At 63.8% G+C, this 22150-nt stretch carries 19 protein-coding genes; 8 read left to right on the top strand and 11 right to left on the bottom strand.

Features of this window, described 5'->3' with window-relative positions; translation table 11 throughout:
• Nucleotides 1-20: 20 nt before the first annotated feature.
• Complete coding sequence (locus tag R1T44_RS14240) at nucleotides 21-497, top strand: universal stress protein (protein WP_043331347.1); 477 nt, start codon at nucleotides 21-23, stop codon at nucleotides 495-497.
• 208 nt (nucleotides 498-705) lie between these two features.
• On the opposite strand, the gene R1T44_RS14235 is transcribed toward R1T44_RS14240, so the two are convergent.
• The 4 genes from R1T44_RS14235 to R1T44_RS14220 form a co-directional block, all read right to left on the bottom strand.
• Entirely contained in the window at nucleotides 706-1464 is a 759-nt protein-coding gene (locus R1T44_RS14235; protein ID WP_284726581.1) for an IclR family transcriptional regulator, read from the bottom strand.
• Nucleotides 1465-1635: 171 nt separating this feature from the next.
• Nucleotides 1636-2913 (bottom strand): TRAP transporter large permease, encoded by a 1278-nt coding sequence (locus R1T44_RS14230; RefSeq protein ID WP_288987088.1) that lies wholly within the window; start codon nucleotides 2911-2913, stop codon nucleotides 1636-1638.
• 10 nt (nucleotides 2914-2923) lie between these two features.
• Nucleotides 2924-3505, bottom strand: a complete 582-nt coding sequence (locus R1T44_RS14225) for a TRAP transporter small permease (protein WP_284726579.1) — start codon at nucleotides 3503-3505, stop codon at nucleotides 2924-2926.
• Nucleotides 3505-4731 carry a TRAP transporter substrate-binding protein gene (locus R1T44_RS14220; RefSeq protein ID WP_215823259.1) on the bottom strand — a complete coding sequence of 409 codons (1227 nt, stop codon included), beginning with the start codon at nucleotides 4729-4731 and terminating at the stop codon, nucleotides 3505-3507. Before R1T44_RS14220 ends, R1T44_RS14225 begins: the two co-directional genes overlap by 1 nt.
• Nucleotides 4732-5399: 668 nt before the next feature.
• Here R1T44_RS14220 and R1T44_RS14215 point away from each other — a divergent pair.
• The 3 genes from R1T44_RS14215 (at nucleotide 5400) to trxC (ending at nucleotide 8888) form a co-directional block, all read left to right on the top strand.
• Nucleotides 5400-7043, top strand: a complete 1644-nt coding sequence (locus R1T44_RS14215) for a GMC family oxidoreductase (RefSeq protein ID WP_284726578.1) — start codon at nucleotides 5400-5402, stop codon at nucleotides 7041-7043.
• A gap of 79 nt (nucleotides 7044-7122) precedes the next feature.
• Nucleotides 7123-8190: a YeiH family protein gene (locus R1T44_RS14210; protein ID WP_284726577.1), complete on the top strand. Its 1068-nt coding sequence runs from the start codon at nucleotides 7123-7125 to the stop codon at nucleotides 8188-8190.
• Nucleotides 8191-8450: 260 nt separating this feature from the next.
• Nucleotides 8451-8888 carry a thioredoxin TrxC gene (trxC, locus tag R1T44_RS14205; protein WP_284726576.1) on the top strand — a complete coding sequence of 146 codons (438 nt, stop codon included), beginning with the start codon at nucleotides 8451-8453 and terminating at the stop codon, nucleotides 8886-8888.
• A gap of 177 nt (nucleotides 8889-9065) precedes the next feature.
• On the opposite strand, the gene R1T44_RS14200 is transcribed toward trxC, so the two are convergent.
• Nucleotides 9066-9920 (bottom strand): SDR family oxidoreductase, encoded by an 855-nt coding sequence (locus R1T44_RS14200; protein ID WP_284726575.1) that lies wholly within the window; start codon nucleotides 9918-9920, stop codon nucleotides 9066-9068.
• Nucleotides 9921-10388: 468 nt separating this feature from the next.
• Here R1T44_RS14200 and R1T44_RS14195 point away from each other — a divergent pair, with 468 nt between their 5' ends.
• Nucleotides 10389-10757, top strand: coding sequence for a hypothetical protein (locus R1T44_RS14195; RefSeq protein ID WP_284726574.1), 369 nt, complete (start codon nucleotides 10389-10391; stop codon nucleotides 10755-10757).
• A 208-nt stretch (nucleotides 10758-10965) separates the two neighbouring features.
• On the opposite strand, the gene R1T44_RS14190 is transcribed toward R1T44_RS14195, so the two are convergent.
• The 6 genes from R1T44_RS14190 to R1T44_RS14165 form a co-directional block, all read right to left on the bottom strand.
• Nucleotides 10966-11301, bottom strand: coding sequence for a zinc ribbon domain-containing protein YjdM (locus R1T44_RS14190; RefSeq protein WP_043331342.1), 336 nt, complete (start codon nucleotides 11299-11301; stop codon nucleotides 10966-10968).
• A gap of 234 nt (nucleotides 11302-11535) precedes the next feature.
• Nucleotides 11536-12477 (bottom strand): hydroxymethylglutaryl-CoA lyase, encoded by a 942-nt coding sequence (locus R1T44_RS14185; protein ID WP_284726573.1) that lies wholly within the window; start codon nucleotides 12475-12477, stop codon nucleotides 11536-11538.
• A 5-nt stretch (nucleotides 12478-12482) separates the two neighbouring features.
• Complete coding sequence (locus tag R1T44_RS14180; RefSeq protein ID WP_284726572.1) at nucleotides 12483-14753, bottom strand: acetyl/propionyl/methylcrotonyl-CoA carboxylase subunit alpha; 2271 nt, start codon at nucleotides 14751-14753, stop codon at nucleotides 12483-12485.
• 181 nt (nucleotides 14754-14934) lie between these two features.
• On the bottom strand, nucleotides 14935-15774 hold the full coding sequence (locus R1T44_RS14175; protein WP_317292251.1) for an enoyl-CoA hydratase-related protein: 840 nt from the start codon (nucleotides 15772-15774) through the stop codon (nucleotides 14935-14937).
• Between the two features lie 83 nt (nucleotides 15775-15857).
• Complete coding sequence (locus tag R1T44_RS14170) at nucleotides 15858-17465, bottom strand: carboxyl transferase domain-containing protein (protein WP_284726570.1); 1608 nt, start codon at nucleotides 17463-17465, stop codon at nucleotides 15858-15860.
• A gap of 56 nt (nucleotides 17466-17521) precedes the next feature.
• Nucleotides 17522-18691 (bottom strand): isovaleryl-CoA dehydrogenase, encoded by a 1170-nt coding sequence (locus R1T44_RS14165; protein ID WP_043331338.1) that lies wholly within the window; start codon nucleotides 18689-18691, stop codon nucleotides 17522-17524.
• A 533-nt stretch (nucleotides 18692-19224) separates the two neighbouring features.
• Between R1T44_RS14165 and R1T44_RS14160 the strand changes: the two genes are divergently transcribed.
• From R1T44_RS14160 to R1T44_RS14150, 3 genes are all read left to right on the top strand, one after another.
• Nucleotides 19225-19965: an ATP-binding cassette domain-containing protein gene (locus tag R1T44_RS14160; RefSeq protein WP_284726569.1), complete on the top strand. Its 741-nt coding sequence runs from the start codon at nucleotides 19225-19227 to the stop codon at nucleotides 19963-19965.
• An 8-nt stretch (nucleotides 19966-19973) separates the two neighbouring features.
• Nucleotides 19974-21539, top strand: coding sequence for a glycine betaine ABC transporter substrate-binding protein (locus R1T44_RS14155; protein WP_317292250.1), 1566 nt, complete (start codon nucleotides 19974-19976; stop codon nucleotides 21537-21539).
• Nucleotides 21540-21803: 264 nt separating this feature from the next.
• Nucleotides 21804-21986, top strand: a complete 183-nt coding sequence (locus tag R1T44_RS14150; protein WP_284726567.1) for a hypothetical protein — start codon at nucleotides 21804-21806, stop codon at nucleotides 21984-21986.
• The last annotated feature ends 164 nt before the right edge of the window (nucleotides 21987-22150 follow it).

The raw sequence follows: 22150 nt of genomic DNA, 5'->3' as shown, positions 1-22150 counted from the left end.
AATGAACGAGGAGAAGGACGATGCCGGCAGTCAAACGAATTCTGTGTTGTGTAGGCCTGCGCGGAGACTGTGAGCGGGTACTGGCGCGCTCGGTGTGGTTGGCGGGCGCGACCGGCGCCGAGCTGCATGTGCTGCATACCGTCAAGTCATTGTCGGATGACGTGATGAACACCCTCAAGGTCAACATTCGCCACAAGCCGACGCTGGAGGGCCTGATGCAGCAGCGGCTCGATCAGGCGAAGGAGAGTCTGGAAAAGATGCTGGAGGACTTCTGGAGCACCCATGACAACGGCGACCCGCGCCCGGTGATCGCCGGACTGAATGTGGTGGAGGGCTACCCGGCCTCGGAGATCATCCGCTACGCCACGCGCCATGACTGCGACATGATCATCATGGCCACCAACAAGCGCGGCTTCGTGGCGTCCTATGCGGGCAAGGTCACCAAGGGGGTGATCAAGCGCGCCAGCATTCCGGTGGTGGTGGTACCGACGCCCTGAGCCGGTGGAGAGAAACGCTTGAGGGATAGCGGTACTCAGCAAGTTGGCAGATGAAAAACGCTCGCCCCCGCAGACAATCACTGTCTGCGGGGGCGAGCGTTTTGGTTCATGGCCCATCGTCAGCGTGGCCCATCGTCAGCGTGGCTCAGGTGTTACCCGGGGCTGGACGGGATCATTTCATGAGTCATGTGCGCACAAGGCGCACGCCTCAGAGCGTGCCTTCCAGCTCAGTGGCGATCTGGCGCATCAGCGGCGCCCACTCCAAGAGGGAGTCGATGGAGTGGCGCAGGCGCGGCGCGTGGATCGCCAATGTCGCCTGGATCTGGCCGACCTCATCGAAGACCGGCACCGCGATGGCGACCATGCCCTGGATGAACTCCTCATCATCGGTGCTCAGCTGATTGCGCGCCACGGTGTCGAGTGCCTCTTCCAGCGTGGCCCGCGAGGTCAGGGTGCAGGGCGTGTGCGCTTCCAGCGCCAGATTTGCGAGCAGGGCGCGGCGGCGATGCAGCGGCATCAGCGCCAGAAACAGCTTGCCGCTCGCGGTGCAGTGCAGCGGCAGGCGTGAACCGGGCGCCAGCTGGATGCGCACCGGCCAGTTGGTTTCCACGCGGTCGTAATACATCACCTCGTGGCCATCGAGCAGCGTCAGGTTGCAGGTCTCGCCGACTTCCTTCGCCAGCCGTTCCAGCAGGACACGGCGCGGCACCTTGAGGCCTTCATTGGCCAGTGCGCCCAGCGACATGCGCCGAAAGCGCGGGCCGGGCAGCAGGTGGCGGCCATCCAGATCACGGCTGATCAGCTGCTGTTCTTCCAGCTGCTTGAGCAGGCGATGGACGGTCGGCTTGGGGATGTTGAAGCGCTTCTCGAGGTCGGCAGCGCTGACGGCGTGCTGTGTGGTGACGATTTCTTCCAGCAGGCCGAGTGCGCGAAAGAGCGTCGAATTGGTGGGCGTGTCTTTGCTCATCTAGTGTCCTCATCCTGCTGTCGGGCGCATGTCACTCGGGATGACCGGGGCCGACAGGGGCAGGGTGGCAAGGCGTCAGTGCATCGATTCATCACGGCAGCGGACTCCTTGGCGAAGGCTGCCCTGATGAGACGAAGACAGCCCCTCGCGGGGCTGTCGATGAGGCTAGTGTTACAGGTTTACCAGGAACAGGGAAAGGGAAGGCACCAGGCAGATGGCCAGCCAGCAGGCGATCAGCGCGATGAAGTAGGGAATCACGTACTTGACCAGTCTGACGTAGGAAATGCCGGTGATGCTGCTGGCCACGTACAGGTTGAGCCCGAAGGGGGGCGTGACGAAGCCGATGGCGGCACCGACCAGGAAGATGACCGAGAAGTGGATTGGATCGACCCCGGCCTGCTGGGCGATGGGCGCGAGAATCGGCGCCAGGATGATCGTCACCGGCAGGCTTTCCAGAATCATGCCCGCCAGCAGGATGATCAGCATGCAGGTGCCCAGCGTCAGGTAGTAGTTGTCGATGCCGCTGAGCATCTCGCTCAGCGCCTGACCGGCACCCAGCACCGACAGCAGCTGCTGCATGACCACCGAGATGGCGATCAGCGGTGCCAGCATGCCGGCGATCTGACCCGAGCGCAGCATGATGGTCGGCAGCTTCCTGAGACTGATTTCCCGCGTGATCAACAGCCCCGCGATCATGGTGAAGCCCACGGTGATGGCGGCGGCTTCGGTCGGCGAGAACTTGCCCGAGTAGATGCCGTAGACCACCACGCCGATGGTCGCGAAGCCCAGGTAGGCCTTGCGCGCCAGCCTGGCGCTGACACCGGCCTTGAAGGGCTGCAGCTGTCCCCAGCCATTCTTGCGCGCCACCAGATAGCAGGCGCCCATCATCGCAACCACCATCAGGGCGCCCGGCACCATGCCGGCGATGAACAGGTCACTGATCGACAGGTTCATCATGAAGCCGTAGACGATGAAGATGATGCTGGGCGGAATGATGATGCCCACGGTGCCGCCGGAGGCCGCCGTGGCGGCGGCGAAGCGTTCGTCATAGCCGTTCTTGACCATCTCGGGCTGCATGATCGAACCGATGGTGGCGGTGGTACCGGCGTTGGAGCCGGAAATCGCCGCGAACAGCCCGCAGGCGCCGAGGGTCGACATGCCCATCCCGCCGCGCATCCAGCTCAGCGTCGAGTAGGCGAAGTCGGAGAGTCGCTTGGCGATGCCCGCCGCGTTGATCAGGTCCCCCGTGAGGATGAACAGCGGCAACGCCAGCAGGCCGAAGAAGCTCAGCCCCTGGAAGAGGGTGACGCCGACATTGGCCAGCGTGAAGTCGATCACCAGACTGGTGCCGACCACCCACAGGCCGATGACGAGGAAGATGGGCACGCCGAGCAGGAAGAAGGCGGTCACGGCCGCCGTGATCAGGGAGATCCAGATACCGTCTGTCATGCTGACCTCCTCAGTCCATGATGGACGGTTGCAGGTTGAAGGAATCGCCGCGGCGATAGCGCGCCCAGTCGGCGTAGAGGTTCTGCAGTACGCGATAGATGATCATCACCCACGCCAGCGGCGTGGCGAGGTAGAACCACCACTGCATGACGTTGTCGGTGCCCGGCACGATGGCGTAGTTGTCATAGGCCAGTGTCACCTGGGTGGTGGTGAAGTAGATCACCATCAGCCCGAAGCCGATCCACAGCACGGCATCGAGGATCAGACAGGCGAACTGGCCACCGCGCGGCAGCTTCATGCGGATCTCGTTGAGGCTCAGGTGGGTGCGCTTCTTGACGTTGAGCGAGGCGCCGAACCAGGTCAGCCACAGAAACAGCAGCACGGGAATGCTGGTGCTCCAGGGGGCCTGCAGGCCGAAGAAGAAGCGCCGGATGACTTCGACGAAGATGATGCCGGCCATGCCGGAATAGGCGATCAGGATGACGACCTGTTCCAGATGGGCGTCCAGCCACAGGAAGGGACGCGCCCAGGGCGCGACCTTCTTGAGGGCAGGTTTCTTGGTCGGTTGGCTGAAGATGGTGGTATCGCCCATTACCCCCTCCACCAGCGCTGCGGCTTGACGTTGACGGCGGCGACATCACGCGGAATCTCGCGCGCGACATCATGGATTTCCTGATAGATATCGAGACCGCCGGACCACTTGTTGAGGCGTTCGCGCCACTGCTCCCACGGCTCGGGATTGAATTCCGGCGAGCACATCTGCTCCGCGCGTGAGCGTTCGGCGTCCGACAGCGGCGCCACGCGCACGTTGTTCTCGGCGAAGACGGTGCCGGCGGCGGGGTGCTCGGTAGCACCGACGATCTCGAAGCGCCCGGCCTCGTTCATGCCCTGGGTGAAGATCTGCGCGCAGTAGGCGGACTCCATCACCTGGTCCTGCAGCTCGGAACCGAGGCTGTCGAACTTGGGCAGGCTCATGCCGGTGTGTTCGGTACCGGCGAAGAAGCGCAGGTCGACCGCCTGGGACACCACCGGTGCCATGCCGGCGTAGGCCACGGCGCTCATCCAGGTCTCGGCGCCATCCAGCAGGCCCTGACGCAGGCCATCGAGGGTCTCTTCCCAGGCGACCGGCACCGGGTTCAGGCCCAGCTGCTCCATCGCGATGCGTCCCATCTGGGTGCCGGTGACGCGATTCTTGGTGCCCTTGAGATCATCGATGCTGGTGACCAGCGGTTTGTCCTGCCACTTGAGGCCGAGCATGATGCCGCGCAGGTCACAGTGGGTGAACAGGAACTGCAGGTTGTGGCGCTGGCGCAGCGGTTCGCGCAGCAGCTGCTCACTCTTCTTGTGATAGAAGAAGTGGAACATCGAGGCGACGGTGGGGAACATGTAGGCGAAATCGAGCACGTTCAGATACGGCGCGCTGCCCGAGGAATTCTGGGTGGAGGCCGAGTAGATATCGACGATGCCCTGCTGGGTCTTGCCGACGCAGTCCAGCTGGTTGCAGACCTCGTTGCTGCCCATGAACTCGACGCGGATGGCGCCGTTGGTGCGCTCTTCCAGGTCGCGCGCGAAGAACAGCTGACCGGATTTCTGGATATCGAGATTGCGCTCGTTGAAGCCCGAGGCACCGAAGCGCAGCTGGAACTTGGGCGCTGTCTTGTAGCGTTTCTGCTGCTCCTGGTCGGCGGCGCGCGCCAGCGTGGACGCGGTGAGACCTGCGCCGAGGCCGGTGGCGGCCAGCAGGGTCGAGGTCAGACCGAAGCGACCCGAGATGTCGAGGAAGTCACGGCGTGACAGCTTGCTGAGTGGCGATGGCATGGTAGTGCTCCCGGTATTGTGTTTGCTTTTGTGGTGGGATGCAGGCCTGGCGGCCGGGAAGTGATGTCGTATCACTCGCCCTGTGTTGGCGTTGTTATGGGTCTTGCGGTGCGGGGCTTGCTTCCGCTGCTTCTCTGGCAAGCCGTTCGTTGATCACTTCTTTAGCCAAGTGCTTGTTTATCCGTCCTTATTTGCCCGTCTTTATTTGTCAGGCGTTTTCGCAGTGCCTGTTCAGAGCGTGTCTTTTCAGAGCGTGTCTTTTCAGAGCGTGTCTCTTCAGAGAGTGTCTGTTCAGAGCGTGCTGGGGCGCTTGTCAGACATATCCGCTATTTCTTCAAAGCCTCTCCAAAACCACTCCAAAGTCTCTTCAAATTCTCTCCACTCCCTCTTCAAACTCTCCTCAATCATGTCTCCAGAGCCCATGAGCCCTGCTTCTGGCCTCTCTGGTGACTGCCATTGATGGCGGTCTGTGTCGTTCTCGCTAGTTCGTCTTACATAGTTGGTCGTATAACGAGACGAAAAGTACCGTTACCGACGTTTCAAATCTCAATGTAGGGCACTTTTTCAGCTTTGGCAAAGATATTGAGACAATACGTTTCGTATTTGACGAATCTCAATTTTGATACCATGATTATGAGACAATATGTCTCGATATGGTATATAAAATAATGAAAACAACATGTTACGCCAATGCCGACGCATCAGCCGCCTATGACTACATCGTGATCGGAGCGGGTTCAGCCGGTTGCGTGCTAGCCAATCGTCTAACCGAAGACCCCTCCATCAGGGTCTTGCTGCTGGAGGCCGGCGGCTCGGACTGGAATCCGTGGATTCATGTGCCGGTCGGTTATTTCAAGACGATGCATAACCCGGCCACCGACTGGTGCTATCTCACCGACCCTGACAAGGGCATCAATGGTCGCCGGCTGCAGTGGCCGCGGGGCAAGGTGCTGGGCGGTTCCAGCTCGCTCAATGGGCTGCTGTATATCCGTGGCCAGCACGAGGACTACGACGACTGGGCGGCCGCGGGCAATCAGGGCTGGGGCTACGCGTCAGTGCTGCCGTACTTCCGCAAGTCGGAGTGTCAGGCGCGCGGCGCCAACCAATGGCACGGCACCGATGGGCCGCTGCATGTCTCTGACCTGCGCCTGAAGCGCGAGATCGCCGAGCGCTTCATCGAGGCGGCGGTGGAGGCGGGGATTCCGCTCAACCAGGACGTCAATGGCGAGCGCCAGGAAGGGGTCGGCTATTTCCAGCAGACCACCTACAAGGGCCTGCGCTGCAGCACGGCCAGGGCTTTCCTGCGTCCGGCGCTCACGCGCAGCAATCTGACGCTGGTCAAGCATGCGCACTGTCGCCGCGTGTTGCTGGAAGGCAAGCGTGCGGTGGGAGTGGAATACGAGGTGAAGGGCACGATCCACACGGCGCGCGTCGAGCGCGAGGTGCTGCTGTCCAGCGGCGCCATCGGCAGCCCGCAGATTCTGCAGTGCTCCGGTATCGGTGAGCCCGAGCATCTGGCCAGTGTCGGCGTCGAATGCCTGCACGCGCTGCCGGGAGTCGGGGAAAACCTGCAGGACCACCTGCAGGTACGGCTGGTGTTCAAGACCCAGTGCCGCACCCTCAATGACGAGGTGCGTCATCCGCTCAAGAAGCTGGCGGTCGGCACCCAGTACCTCTTCACGCGTACCGGCCCGCTGACGCTGGCGGCCAGTCAGGTGTGCGCCTTTACCCAGTCGCGCGAGGGGCTGACGCGCCCCGATATCCAGTTCCACATGCAGCCGTTGAGTGCCGACAAGCCCGCCGATGGCGTGCATCCGTTCTCGGCGTTCACGTCCTCGGTGTGTCAGCTGCGCCCGCACAGTCGCGGCCAGGTGCGCATCACCAGCGCCGACGCCAGCATCTATCCTTCCATCCAGCCCAACTATCTGAGCGCCGAGGAAGACCGCCGCGTGGTGGTCGATGCCATCAAGGTGGCGCGGCGTATCGCCCAGGCAGCGCCGCTGGCCTCGGTGATCAGCGAGGAGTACGTGCCGGGCGCGCACTACCAGAGCGATGAGGAGTTGCTGGAAGCCGCGCGTCAGTTCAGCCAGACCATCTATCACCCGGCGGGCACCTGCAAGATGGGCCACGATGCGCTGGCGGTGGTGGATGACGAGCTGCGTGTCCATGGCCTGCACGGCTTGCGCGTGGTGGATGCCTCGATCATGCCGGTGATCGTGTCCGGCAATACCAATGCGCCGACCATCATGATCGCCGAGAAGGCCGCCGACATGATCAAGGCCGCCCAGGTGAACATGGCCCAGGCCAGCTAGCAGGCCTGCGTGCCTGAACGACACATCGCGGCGGGGCTGCTTGCCCGTCACCGCTTGCTGGTCTTCAAGAGGAATCCGCGTGGCCACTGACAACAGTTCATCACTGCACGACACACCCACCCCGCCCACCAGCCTGTGGCGGACCCTGGAAGGGCGCGTGCGCACCATCATGCCGGGCCTGTTGATCTGCATCATCATCGCGCTGGCGACCACCTTCATCGCCGATCATTACGGCGGCCCGACGCTGCTCTATGCGCTGCTGTTCGGCATGTCGCTGCACTTTCTCTCCGAGGAGGGGCCGTGCAAGGCGGGCATCGAGTTCGCCTCCAAGACGGTACTGCGCCTCGGCGTGGCTCTGCTTGGCGTGCGCATCACGCTGGAGCAGGTCGCGAGTCTCGGCCTCGGCCCGGTGATCACGGTGGTGCTCGGGGTGGTGGCGACCATCCTGTTCGGCGCGCTGCTGGCCCGCTTGATGGGGCTGGACCGCGACATGGGGCTATTGACCGGTGGCTCGGTGGCCATCTGCGGTGCCTCGGCGGCGCTGGCGCTGTCGGCGGTGATGCCGCGCAACGCCACCAGCGAGCGCCACACCATCATGACCGTGGTCGGGGTGACGACCCTCTCGACCGTGGCGATGATCACCTATCCGCTGATCGTCAGGCTGCTGGGGCTGGATGATGCCGAGGCCGGCATCTTCCTCGGCGGCACCATCCATGACGTGGCTCAGGTGGTGGGCGCGGGCTACATCATTTCCGAGCACACTGGGGATGTCTCGACCTTCGTCAAGCTGCTGCGGGTGGCGATGCTGGTGCCGGCGGTGATGGTCTTCATGCTGCTGTTCCGCAGTGCGCGCCAGGCCAATGGCGATGAGGGCGGCAAGGTGCCGATGTTCCCCACCTTCCTGATCGCCTTCGTGGCACTGGTGCTGATCAACAGCCTCGGCTGGGTGCCGAGCGTCGCCGTGGAAGGCTTCACGGATCTGTCGCGCTGGTGTCTGGTGGCGGCGATTGCCGCGCTGGGCGTCAAGACGTCGTTCCAGAAGCTGGCGGTGGTGGGCTGGAAGCCGGTGATCCTGATGGTGGTGGAAACCCTCTTCCTGCTGGTGCTGGTGACGCTGTGCATCAAGTTCGGGCTGGCCAGCATCTGAGCGACTCTTGGGTGTGCTAAAGCGCGAAGGGCCCCGCCGTGACTGGCGGGGCCCTTCAGGTTGAGGGCAGGGGGTCGTTAAGTTCGTTCAGGTTAGGCGAGTGTTCAGATCAGGCGGGCTCATACAGCCAGCCAATCAGGGCGATAAGGTGGCTCAATTGCTTCCTGGCCCACGAGTCGTATGATCTGCGCTTATCGGTACGCGTCTGACGGTTGACCGTCACCTGGCGCGCCGCATCCCCATTTCTCTGGAGTCCGATCATGTCTGAATCCCTCGTGCTGGCCTGTCCGCAATGTCTCGCTCTCAATCGTGTGGCCACCGCGCGTCTGGATGACAACCCCAGCTGCGGCAAGTGCAGCGCCGCCGTGCTGCCCAAGGAGCCGCTGGAACTGACCAGCGACAACTTCGAGGCCCTGGTGGTGCGCAGTGAAATGCCGGTGGTCATCGACTTCTGGGCCAGCTGGTGTGGCCCGTGCAAGATGATGGGGCCGATCTTCAATGAAGTCGCCGCGCAGATGAGCACCCGTGTGCGCTTCGCCAAGATCGACACCGAAGCCCAGCAGGCGCTGGCTGGTCGTTTCGGCATCCGCAGCATTCCGACGCTGCTGGTGATGAAGCAGGGCAAGGAGCTGGCGCGCGAATCAGGCGTGATGCAGGCCGGTCAGCTCAAGCAGTGGCTGGCACCGCACGCGGTGTGACCACGGCCCGCTCAAGACAAGTCCGCAGTTGAGCGTTCAGGGAAACCCGGACGCAGCTCAAGAACTGACAACGCCTGACGTGCAATCGCGTCAGGCGTTGTCGTCTCAGTCGGCCATGTCGTCTCAGTCGGCCATGTCGTCTCAGTCGGCCTTGTCGTCTCGGTCGGCCTTGTCGTCTCAGTCCGAATAGACCATCTTGCGCGTCATGCCGCCATCGACGACATGGTTCTGGCCGGTGATGAAGCCGGCCTTGTCCGAGATCAGAAAGGCCACCAGCGCGGCGATGTCATCGACATGGCCGACGCGCCCGACGGGATGCTGGGCGTGGTCTTCGTCACTCAGCGACTCGGTCTCGCCGCTTTTCTGCAGGGCGCTGACGTCGATCCAGCCCGGACTTACCGCATTGACACGAATCTCCGGCCCGAGGCTCATCGCCATGGCGTGGGTGAGGGCGACAATGCCGCCCTTGCTGGCGGCGTAGGCTTCGCTGTGCGGCTCGGACTGCAGCGCGCGGCTGGAGGCCAGATTGACGATGCTGCCGCCGGTCTCGCGCAGATGACGCGCCGCATGCTTGGCGGTCAGGAAGCTGCTGGTCAGGCTGGTGTCGAGTACCTGATGCCAGCGCTCGAGTGACAGCTCCTCAAGCTTGCCCTGGAAGGGGTCGGCGATCGCGGCATTGTTGATCACCGCGTCCAGCCGCCCGAAGGCCTCGCAGGTAGCCGCGATGCTGGCGGCCACGGATTTCTCGTCACGCACATCCAGCGTGAAGACGCGCAGGCGCTCACCGATGTCTTCTGCGGGCTGCTCACCAGGCGGCGCTGCCGAGCGTTGTGTAAGCTCCCCCGGCGGCGCTGCAGGCTCCTCTGCGAGCCCGCTCGCCTGTCGCTTCTTCATCTCCCGATATTGCTGGCCTGCCTCGGCATCGATATCCGCTACGGCCACGCGCCAGCCGTGGGCGAGCAGGTAGTCGCTGATGCCGCGGCCGATGCCTTGAGCACCGCCGGTGATATAGGCCACCTTGGCTGTCTTCATGTGATTCTCCTGATGAGGTGCCGGCAGGGCGATATGACGATGCGCTTCACACATGCATCGTCGATGGCGCGGTGTGCCCCTGCGGGCAATGATATAGGTGCGGCTGGCGCGCGAGACAAGGGCGGTACCCACAGACACCGCGCACGGCGACCATGCCTCAGCATGACAGGCCTCAGAGTCGTGATGGGGCTGGCGGGTGGCGCGGCGCCTCACGGCCTGCGTTGAGGGCTGATCCTGATGGCTGATTCTATTGGTCAGGGAGTTATCGCCTCGCGTGGCAGCTGTCAGACTGTGCATGAGTCCACGTCAGGCGTCAGGTGCGTCTGGGTGACCACGAGATATCGCCATTCGACGCGAGGGGCGAGGAACTTGACTGCCGGGCCGTTGCCCGAGTCCCCTCAAGCCGCAAGCGAGTGAATGAGCGAGCGGGTAGCCCCCGATGAAGTATCAGTCGCGCGAGGAATGAAGATGAACAAGGGGATGCAACACTGGCTGGCGATGGTGGCCGTGGCGGTGATGCTGATGGCCACAACGGGATGCGATGGCGTCAATGGCCCACGCCCTACCAGCGTGGCGACGCTGCTGGAACACTCCGAGGCCTGGCAGGGCGAGCAGGTAGCCGTGCAGGGCAGGGTGCGCAGCGAAGACGTGCCCAACCGCTACTGGCTGGAAGGCGAAGGACAGCAGCGCCTGGAACTGCTGCCACCGGAGCGCATCGGTGCCTATATCGGGCGCGAGGTCCAGGTGAGTGGCCGCTTTGAATACGAGGTCGGCGGTCAGCGCCGCATACGCCTGTCAAAGGTCACGCCGCTCGACAAGACGTCGCCTGAGGAGTGAGTGAGCACTTGCTGGGGTGGTGGGTTAGAGCGGACTGAAGCGAATTGGCGCGGGCCAGGGCTGGCCTGCTCGGGCTGAACAAGACGCCTCGGCAAGCTGGAAATGGCGGGCTGGAAACGACAGTCCACAAACGACAGCCTGCAAACGACGATGCCCCGTCGCGCACAGAGCGCAGGCGGGGCATCGTCGTGTCAGGCGAGCGGATCGATCAGGCTTTCTTGACGAAGATCGACTTGAGCTTCATCGGGCCGACGCCATCGATCTTGCAGTCGATGTCGTGATCGCCATCCACCAGGCGGATGTTCTTGACCTTGGTGCCGACCTTGACGACGGAGGAGGTGCCCTTGATCTTCAGGTCCTTGATGACGGTGACGGTATCGCCATCGACCAGCTCGTTGCCGTTGGCATCGCGGAATACCGGGCCGGCTTCCTCGACGGCGGCTTCCTTGGACCACTCATGGGCACATTCAGGGCAGACGTACTGCATGCCATCGTCGTAGGTGAATTCGGAATTGCAGGCCGGGCAGTTCGGGAGGGCGCTCATCACGGTGTCCTGAAAGCTGTCTCGCGCTTCACCCGCTAAGAAGTCGGGCGAAGATTCAGGCCGAGACATGGTGTTGGAAGGCGCGCATCGGGCTCAAGCGGTGCGCGAACGGCGGCAAGCCTACACCGATTCCATGACAGCGACCATCCAGTGCGGCCCTTGGTCGCAATCAGCGCGCGCCATTGCGGCCTCGCTTGGCAGCGTCTCAAACTACTGGTCTTGAGCCACTCACCCTCAACAACTCGCCATCAGCGCCTGACCGACGCGTGAGCCATTCGGCCGGCCTAGTTCACGGCTGATCCAGTCACCGGTGCGGGCCAGCGCTGCGAGATCCACCCCCGTCTCGATGCCCATGCCCTCCAGCAGATAGAGCACGTCTTCACTGGCGACATTGCCCGAGGCGCCCTTGGCGTAGGGGCAGCCGCCCAGACCCGCCACCGAACTGTCGATCACCGCGATGCCTTCTTCCAGCACGGCGTAGAGGTTGGCGAGTGCCTGGCCGTAGGTGTCGTGGAAGTGGGCGGCGAGCTGGGTGATCGGCACCTCGCGACTGACCTGCTCCAGCATGTGCTTGGCCTTGAGCGGCGTGCCGACGCCGATGGTGTCGCCCAGCGAGACCTCGTAGCAGCCCATGGCCTTGAGCTCGCGAGCGACGGCGGCCACTTCGGCGGGGGCTATCTCGCCTTCATAGGGGCAGCCGAGCACGCAGGACACATAGCCGCGCACACGCACACCGGCCTTGAGGGCGTGTTCCACCACTGGCGCAAAGCGCTCAAGCGATTCGGCGATCGAGCAGTTGATGTTGCGCTGCGAGAAGGACTCGCTGGCCGAGCCGAACACGGCCACCTCGCGCACACCACACTCAAGCGCCGCCTCAAGCCCCTTCATGTTGGGCGTGAGGGCGGAGTAAGTGGTCGCTGACTTTGTGGTTGTTGACATGGTAGTTGGTGACTCGGCGGAGCTGTCGCGCAGCGCCAGCATGATCTCGCGGTGATCGGCCATCTGCGGCACCCATCTGGGCGAGACGAAACTGGCGGCCTCGACATGCGCAAGTCCGCTGTCGCTCAGGCGCCGGATCAACTCAAGCTTGGTGGCGGTCGCGACCGGCACCGACTCGTTCTGCAGTCCGTCGCGCGCGCCGACCTCGACGATGCGTACCTTGCGGGGAAAGTGCATGCTGACTACTCCTTGTCCGACTCGACCTGCGCGGCCGTGAATTCGAGCAGCACATCGCCCTGGACCACGCTGTCACCGGCCGAGAAGTGGAACTGGGCGACCTCGCCATCGGCGGGGGCATTGAGGGTGTGCTCCATCTTCATCGCCTCCATCACCATCAAGGGCGTGCCCTGCGGGACATGGCTGCCCGGCGCGACCAGCTGGGCGACCACGGTGCCATTCATCGGCGCATTCAGGGTCGCCTGGGTCTCGTGGCGCGCGTGGTCCACGGCATCGGCGCGCCGCCACAGCAGACGTGACTCCCCCTGTGGAGTGCTGCCGGACTGGCTGTGCTGCGCTGACGACAGCACCAGCACTTCACCGCCGCGCGCCGGCGCGTGACTGGCCTGGAAGCGACGACGATAGCCATCCAGCGTCACGGCGATGGCGTTGCCTTCAAGGCGAGTGAGTCGGCCGAGATGGCGTGTGGTCTGTCTTTCATCGCCGCAGTGAGTGGTCACTTCCAGTTGCCAGTCGCCGCGCGAATCGCTTATCGGTGGCGTATTTGAGGTGTGCGTATTCGCCAGGGAGGCATGCGTTACGGGGCGGCGCGCGATGATATGCGCCACCTTGTCGCTGCGTTCATCGGCATCGGCGTCAGCGGGCAGACACAGCGCCAGGCGCACCTGATGTGGCAGACCATTGCGCCAGCCATCGCGGCGCTCCCACGGGCTGGCGCAAGGCGCTTGGCTTGGATGTGATGTGGAGCGCGAAGGTGATGCGTGGCTGGCTTGCTCATTCAGTCGCGAGAGCGCCAGCAGGGCACTGGCCGCCAGGCTGTCGTGATCCAGCGTCGCGCTGGGGAACAGGCTGTCGTGATGGCGCTCGATGAAGCGGGTATCCAGCTCGGCGGCGCGGAAGTCAGCATGGCCCGCCAGGCGGGACAGGAAGGCGCGGTTGGTGGTGACGCCGCGCACTTCCAGCGCTGCCAGTGCGCGCAGCAGTGTCTCGAGCGCCTGTTCACGAGTCGGCCCGTAGCTGATCAGCTTGGCCAGCATCGGGTCGTAATGCATCGAGACTTCATCGCCCTCGGCGACGCCGCTGTCCAGGCGTACCTGCCGGGCGGTCAGCCCGCCCCCTGCCAGATCCAGCCGGAAGCGTTCCAGTACACCGGTGGCGGGCAGGAAGTCGTTGTCCGGGTCTTCGGCGTAGAGACGTGCCTCGAAGCTGTGACCGGTCAATGTCAGTTCATCCTGCTGACGCGGCAGGCGTTCACCCCGCGCGATGCGCAGTTGCCATTCGACGAGGTCTTCGCCGGTGATCATCTCGGTGACCGGGTGCTCGACCTGCAGGCGGGTGTTCATCTCCATGAAGTAGAAGGCACCGTGGCTTTCGCTGCCCGGCTGCGGTGCGTCGAGCAGAAATTCGATGGTGCCGGCACCGACATAGCCGATCTCGCGCGCTGCCCGCACGGCGGCCTCGCCCATCTCACGGCGCAGCGACGGCGTCAGCCCCGGCGCGGGGGCCTCTTCCAACACCTTCTGGTGGCGACGCTGGACACTGCAATCGCGTTCGAACAGATAGACACCGCTGCCGTAGCTGTCGCAGAACACCTGGACTTCGACGTGGCGCGGCTGGGTCAGGTATTTCTCGATCAGCATGCGCTCGTCACCGAAGGCGGCGCGGGATTCACGGCGACAGCTGGCCAGCGCCGCCGCAAATTCCCGCGCGCTCTCGACCACGCGCATGCCCTTGCCGCCACCGCCGGCGCAGGCCTTGATCAGCACCGGATAGCCCATGCGGTCCGCTTCAGCCTGCAGCAAATCGTCCTGCTGGTCATCGCCATGGTAGCCGGGCACCAGCGGCACATTGGCCGCCTGCATGCGCATCTTGGCGGCGGACTTGTCGCCCATGTCGGCGATCGCGCTCTGGGGCGGGCCGACGAAGATGATGCCGGCCTCGGCCAGCGCGCTGACGAAGGCGGCGTTCTCGGACAGGAAGCCATAGCCGGGATGCACGGCATCGGCACCGCTTTTGCGTGCGGCAGCGATCACCTTGTTGATATCCAGATAGCTTTCGCGGGCGCTGGCGGGGCCGAGACGCACGGCCTCGTCGGCCTCGCGCACATGCAGGGCATCGGCGTCGGCATCGGAATAGACCGCCACTGTCTGGATGCCCATCGCGCGAGCGGTGCGCATCACGCGTACGGCGATCTCGCCCCGGTTGGCGACCAGCAGCTTGCGGATCTCGCCGCAACCGGCGGGGAGGGTCTGGTCTGTCTCGCGGTTGGCGTTCATGGCAAGCGTCCTGTGGCGAAGGTGGCAAGGGGGATCAGGAGTAGGAAAGTTCGGAAGAGAAAAGCTCGTAAGAAAAAATCCGGCAGGCATGGCCCAGGTGGATGGCCGAGAGTGATGACCGAGAGTGATGACCAGCGCCGAGAGCGTCGACATGCCGTCAGCGGCTTCAGGCCTCTGGTGTTCACGAAGATTTCGACGTCTCGGTTGTTTGGTTCTCGGTCGGCACCCAGGGCGCCGGCGTGCCGGCGAAGAAGGCGGCCAGACCGGCCTGGCCCTGCTCGCTGACGCGTAGCTGGCTGATCACCTCGCAGCAACGTTCACGGGTCGCGGCGCTGGCTGGGGCCTGAGCGACCTCGCTGAGCAGCGCCTTGGTGGCGCGACTGGCGGCAGGCGAGGTGGCCAGCAGGGTCTGCACCATCTCCGTGACGCGCGTCTCCAGCAGCTCATCGGGGCAGGTCTCGTGGACAAGGCCGATGCGCTGCGCGGTGGCGCTATCGATCACCTCGGCGCTGAGGGCATACCGGCGCATCTGGCGTGAGCCGATGGCGCGCTGCACGTAGGGACTGATGGCAGCTGGCGCCAGGCCGATGCGCACTTCGGAGAGACAGAAGCGCGCCCGCTCGGCGGCAATCACGATGTCGCAGCAGGCCGCCAGGCCGACGGCACCGCCGAAGGTGGCGCCCTGGACACGACACACGCTGGGACAGGGCAGCTCATCGAGCAGCTGCATCAGTCGCGCAAGCTCGCGTGAGTCGGCGAGGTTATCCTCCAGCGAATACTCGACCATGCGCTGCATCCACTTGAGATCGGCGCCGGCCGAGAAGCTCTTGCCCTCGGAGGCCAGTACCACCACACGCACTTCATCGCGGCTCGCCCTGGCGTGCAGGCTCTCCAGGTGCTGATTCAGCTCTGCAATCAGCAGGTCATCGAAGGCGTTGTGCACCTCGGGGCGCAGCAGAGTGAGGCGGGCGACGCCGTGTTGATCTATCTCGAGGCGACTCGATTGGCGCGGCTCTGTCATCGTGCTTTCTTCCATTCTGTTAGCTTCAAGATGACTACTTGTGTTAGGTGCACGTCACAATCATCGTTGTAGCGCTTGACGGTTTACATGCGAAGCACACCGAAGCGACTGTCCTCGATCTCGGCATTCATGGCCGCGGCCAGTGACAGCCCCAGGATGTCGCGGGTCTGCAGCGGGTCGATCACGCCGTCATCCCACAGGCGCGCACTGGCATAGGTCGGATGGCCCTGACGCTCGTACTGATCGCGTACCGGCGCCTTGAAGGCCTCTTCTTCCTCGGCGGGCCACTCGCGCCCCTCGCGGGCATGCTGGTCGCGCTTGACCTGTGCCAGCACGTTGGCGGCCTGCTCGCCGCCCATCACCGAGATGCGTGAGTTGGGCCACATGAACAGCAGGTTGGGGTCATAGGCGCGCCCGCACATGCCGTAGTTGCCCGCGCCGAAACTGCCACCGATCAGCACCGTGAACTTGGGTACCCTGGCGCAGGCCACCGCCGCCACCAGCTTGGCGCCGTGCTTCGCGATGCCTTCGTGCTCGTAGCGCGAACCGACCATGAAGCCGGTGATGTTCTGCAGAAAGATCAGTGGAATCCGGCGCTGGGTGCACAGCTCGATGAAGTGCGCGCCCTTGAGGGCGCTTTCCGAGAACAGCACGCCATTGTTGGCGAGAATGCCGACCGGATGGCCATGCAGATGCGCGAAGCCGGTGACCAGCGTCTCGCCGTATTCGCGCTTGAACTCGTCGAAGTCCGAGTCATCCACCAGGCGGCCGATCACTTCGCGCACGTCGTAGGGTTTCTTGAGGTCGGTGCCGACGATGCCGTAGAGCTCCTGCGGGTCCAGGCGTGGCGGACGCGATTCGCGCAGCGCGAGCTGGCCCTTGCGTTGCCAGTTGAGGCGCGACACGGCGCGGCGAGCCAGCTGCAGGGCATGGGCGTCGTTGTCGGCCAGATGGTCGGCCACGCCGCTGATCTTGCAGTGCACCTCGGCGCCGCCCAGTGCCTCGGCGCTGATGTCCTCACCGGTGGCGGCCTTCACCAGCGGCGGCCCCGCCAGGAAGATGGTGCCTTGCTCGCGCACGATGATGGATTCATCCGCCATCGCCGGCACGTAGGCGCCGCCTGCAGTGCATGACCCCATCACCACGGCGATCTGCGGGATACCCTCGGCAGACAGCGTGGCCTGGTTGTAGAAGATGCGGCCGAAGTGGTCGCGGTCCGGGAAGACCTCGTCCTGATGGGGCAGATGCGCGCCACCGGAATCGACCAGATAGAGGCATGGCAGGCGATGCTTGCGGGCGATTTCCTGGGCGCGCAGATGCTTCTTGGCCGTCATCGGGAAGTAGGTGCCGCCCTTGACGGTGGCGTCGTTGGCGACGATGACGCACTCCACGCCGCTGACACGGCCGATGCCGGTGACCAGGCCCGCGCCGGGGACGGGGCTGTCGTAGACGTCGTGGGCCGCCAGCGCAGAGAGTTCGAGGAAGGGCGAGCCTTCATCGATCAGGTGGTCGATGCGTTCGCGCACGAACAGCTTGCCGCGCGACTCGTGACGTTCACGCGCCTTGTCACCGCCACCGGCCGCGACGATCTCCAGCAGCTGGTGCAGGCGATCGACCTCGGCCTGCATCGCCGCTTCATTGGCGCGGAACTGGTCACTGCGCGGATTGATCAGGGAGGTCAGTATGGCCATCGAGCAAGCTCCAGCGGCGAAGGGTTGCGAAAAAGAGTAGGGGATGACGAGAGGTATCAGGCGCTCTCGTTGAACAGTTCACGCCCGATCAGCATGCGGCGAATCTCGCTGGTGCCGGCGCCGATCTCGTAAAGCTTGGCGTCTCGCAGCAGGCGTCCGGTGGCGTACTCGTTGATGTAGCCATTGCCCCCGAGCAGCTGGATGGCATCCAGCGCCATCTGGGTGGCCTTCTCGGCGCAGTAGAGAATGACGCCCGCGGCGTCCTTGCGTGAGGTCTGGCCGCGATCACAGGCATTGGCGACCGCATACAGATAGGCGCGACAGGCATTGAGGGTGGTGTACATGTCGGCGACCTTGCCCTGCACCAGCTGGAATTCACCGATGGCCTGGCCGAACTGGCGACGCTCATGCAGGTAGGGCACCACGATGTCCATGCAGGCCTGCATGATGCCGATGGGGCCGGCGGCCAGTACGGTGCGCTCGAAATCAAGCCCGCGCATCAACACCTTGACGCCACGATTGACCTCACCCAGCACGTTCTCGACCGGCACCTGGCAATCCTGGAAGACCAGTTCGCAGGTGTTGGAGCCGCGCATGCCGAGCTTGTCGAGCTTCTGGGCGGTGGAGAAACCGGGGAAGTCACGCTCGATGATGAAGGCGGTGATGCCCTTGGAGCCGGCGTCCGGGTCGGTCTTCGCGTAGACCACCAGGGTGTGAGCATCCGGGCCGTTGGTGATCCACATCTTGTTGCCGTTGAGCACGTAGTGATCGCCGCGCAGCTCGGCCTTGAGCTGCATCGAGACCACGTCAGAGCCGGCGCCGGGTTCGGACATCGCCAGCGCGCCGACATGCTCGCCGCTCATCAGTTTCGGCAGGTAGCGTGCCTTCTGCTCGGCAGTGCCGTTGAGCTTGATCTGGTTCACGCACAGGTTGGAATGCGCACCGTATGAGAGCGCCACCGAGGCGCTGGCGCGCGAGATCTCTTCCATCGCGATGCAGTGCGCCAGATATCCCATGCCGCTGCCGCCGTCCTCGTCGGGCACGGTGATGCCGAGCAGGCCCATGTCGCCGAACTTCTGCCACAGGTCATCGGGGAAGGCATTGCTGGCATCGATCTCGGCGGCGCGCGGGGCGATCTCGTCGCGGGCAAAGGCGTTGACCTGCTCACGCAGCAGGGTGTGTGTCTCGTCGAGTCCGAAATCCAGCGGTGAATAGAGGCTGTGCATGATCTGGCATCCTGTAGATCGGTGAAGCGCGATGAGCAAGGCCCGCCAGGGGCTGTGGTGACCTGATGGCGAACGTCTGTCGCAAACGGTCAGTCGCGAAGGGTCTGTCGCGAACGGTCTGTCACGTAGGGCTTATCAAGTCCGCCCGCCATGGGCCGCCTTGGCGTGTGATGGAAATTACTCTAGGTCAAAGTTGACGTTAACGTAAAGGTCATTATGCGGCGCTTTGACCAAGGTCGCAGGGCTTGCGGCAGAAGGTCAGCAGGGAGACTCGGGAAGGGGAGTGTCAGGTAGAGAAACTCAAGTCGAGAAAATCAGCTCAGGAAACGAAATTCCTCCGGCATCGCCGGGGTGACTTGATAAGCTGAGACGCTGTAGTCACTGTTGATTGAGGAAGTCGTGAGGGCGTCAGTGGGGAGCATTCCCGTCCCCTGTCTGGTGTCACCGGCACTCTTTAGTGTGCAAGTGCGCTGACTCGCCAGCGCTTTTTACCATTCCAGACTCATGCTCACCTGCCTAGAAGGACCTACTCGATGAGTGATGACGCCGCCCCGGCAGTCCGCTTCAGCGGCCTGCACAAGGGCTTTGCCGGTCAGCGCCTGTTTGAAGGCATTGATCTTGAACTGCCGCGTGACCGTATCACCGCCCTGGTCGGTGCCAGTGGCTGTGGCAAATCGACCCTGCTGCAGCTGATCAACGGCCTGATCCGCCCGGATGAAGGTGAGGTGAAGGTATTCGGCGCCGCCGTCGATTACGCCAACCTGCCAGCCATGCGCCGCCGCATCGGCTATGCCGTCCAGCAGATCGGCCTCTTTCCCCATCTCAGCGTACGCGACAACGTCGCCATTCTTGCTGACCGCGAAGGCTGGAGCGCCGAGCGCGTCAAGGCACGCATCGCGCGTCTGTTCCAGATGATGGATCTCGACATGGCGCTGCTGGCGCGCTATCCCCACGAGATTTCCGGCGGTCAGGCCCAGCGCGTCGGGCTGTGTCGCGCCATGATGCTGGAACCACCGTTGCTGCTGCTCGATGAGGCCTTCTCGGCCGTCGACCCGATCACGCGCATCGAGGTGCATGCCCAGTTCCAGCGCATGCAGCAGGAGGAACCGCGCAGCGTGGTGATGGTGACCCACGACATGAACGAGGCGCTGAGCCTGTCCGATCACATGGTGGTGATGGCGCCCGGGGTGGTGCTGCAGGCCGCCAGCCCCGACACCATCACCACGGCGCCGGCGGATGAGCGCGTGGCCCGACTGCTGGAGGCACGCGCATGAAGACGCTGATGACGACTCCCGTCCTGCAAAGCTCGCGCCGCGGGCTGTCCGGTGCGCTGATGGTCGCCGGCCTGGCGCTTGCCAGTCTGGGAGCGCTGGTGTCCAGCCCGCTTGCCAGCGCGGAAGAGGAAGCCGCGGCATGGCCCGAGGACAAGCCGATCGTGGTCGGCTCCAAGGCTGACCGTGAAGGGCATCTGCTGGGCGAGATCTTCGCACAGGTGCTGGAGGACGCCGGCTTCACGGTCGAGCGCCGTCTGGGGCTGGGGCAGACCATCATCACCTATCAGGGGCTGGCGGAAGGCGAGCTGGATGTCTATCCCGAATACACCGGCACCCTGGCCCACGCCATTCTCAAGCTGGATGACGTGCCCCCGCTCAAGACGCTCGATGAGCTGAGCCGCGAGCAGGGCCTGCGCGTGCTCGAACCGCTGGGCTTCAACAATACCTACGCCGTCAGCATGCGCCGTGATCAGGCCGAGTCGCTGGGCATCAGTACCATCGGCGATATGGCTGATCACCCGGATTTGTCCGTCGCGATGTCGCATGAGTTCATCAAGCGTCCGGATGGCTGGCCGGGGCTGGCCGCGGAATACGGCCTTTCCCAGGTGCCGCGTGGCATCGAGCACGGCATCGCCTATCAGGCGTTGCGCGAGAGCAAGATCGACGCCACCGATGCCTATTCCACCGAGGGCGACATCAAGCGCTTCGACTTCGTGCTGCTCGACGATGACAAGGGCTACTTCCCCGAGTATCTGGCGGTGCCCTTCGTGAATGCCGCCTTGCCGGAAGATGCCGTCGCGGCGCTCAACCAGCTGGCGGGCAGCCTCGATGAAGACAGCATGCAGGCGCTCAACGCCCGCGTTTCCACCGATGAGCAGAGCTTCGCCCAGGTCGCCAGTCGCTTCATTCAGGAGCAGGGCATCACCACCGAGCAGCGTGAAGTCAGCGGCGCCAAGTGGGACAAGCTGGGTACCAATCTGATCGAGCACCTGCAGTTGACGCTCTCCGCGCTGCTGCTGGCGTGTCTGGTCGGCCTGCCGCTGTCCTTGCTTGTCTATCGCAATCCAAAGGTCTCGCGGGTGGTGCTCTATGTCACCGGCCTGCTGCAGACCATCCCCTCCATCGCGCTGCTGGCGCTGATGATTCCGCTGTTCGGCATCGGGGTGGTACCGGCGGTGATCGCGCTGTTCGTCTATTCCTTGCTGCCGATCATCCGCGCGGCGATCACCGCGCTGCTGACGGTGGACCCGCTGCTGGTCAAGGTGGCACGTGGCATGGGCCTGACGCGTCGCGAGCAGTTGCGTCACGTCATCCTGCCGCTGGCGACGCCCAATCTGCTCACCGGCATCAAGACCGCCGCCATCATCAATATCGGCACCGCGACGCTGGCAGCCTTCATCGGCGCCGGGGGGCTGGGCGAGCCGATCGTCACCGGGCTTTCGCTCAATGACTATGATCTGGTGCTTTACGGGGCGATTCCCGCGGCATTGCTGGCCATCTGCGCCGAGCTGCTGTTCGAGCTGTTCGAGCGCCTGGTGATACCGGCGCATATGCGGGGCTTGAAGTCGCGCTGAGCCGGAAAAAACGGCGTAGTACATTACACGACAATCATGTCGCAACTCTTGTACAAGGCGTGCAGTAAAAAAGGAAGGCTGCTGCGAAGGTTTAACGTTGGTCGCCGATCAGAGTAATGTGAAGGGGAAAGTAAGGGCTTGCTGACAGGCCTTGCTGACAGGCCTTGCTGACAGGGTTTGCAGACAGTGCTTGCAGACAGCGCCGGGCAATCTTGTACGGCTCGGCCTTGCAGCAGCCTCTACCCCCCTTTGAAGGAGAGATTCATGCGTATCAAAAATCTGTTTCCGATTGCACTGGTCGCGGCGACTCTGGCCCTGAGCGGTTGTGGTCTGTTCGGTCATGGCCACGGCCATGGTGGTCACGGCGGTGGCGGTGGTGGCGGTGGTGGCAAAGGTCACGCGATGATCGACACCCCGGCCAGCGCACCGGCGGATCACCTGTCCTGATCTAGCCTCGCCTGTCGGTTGACGAAGAAGCCGCCCCTTTCTGCCTCACGGCAAGGAAGGGGCGGCTTTTTCGTGTACGTGTCCATGTCCATGTTCGTGTTCGTGTCCGTGTGCTGAGCTAAGTGTGGCAGGGCTGTGTTGTGCGAGTACGTTGCTTTCCGTCG

It is taken from the genome of Cobetia amphilecti (assembly GCF_032923285.1).
Taxonomy (GTDB): Bacteria; Pseudomonadota; Gammaproteobacteria; order Pseudomonadales; family Halomonadaceae; genus Cobetia; species Cobetia amphilecti.
This window is presented reverse-complemented; position numbering and strand designations above follow the sequence as displayed.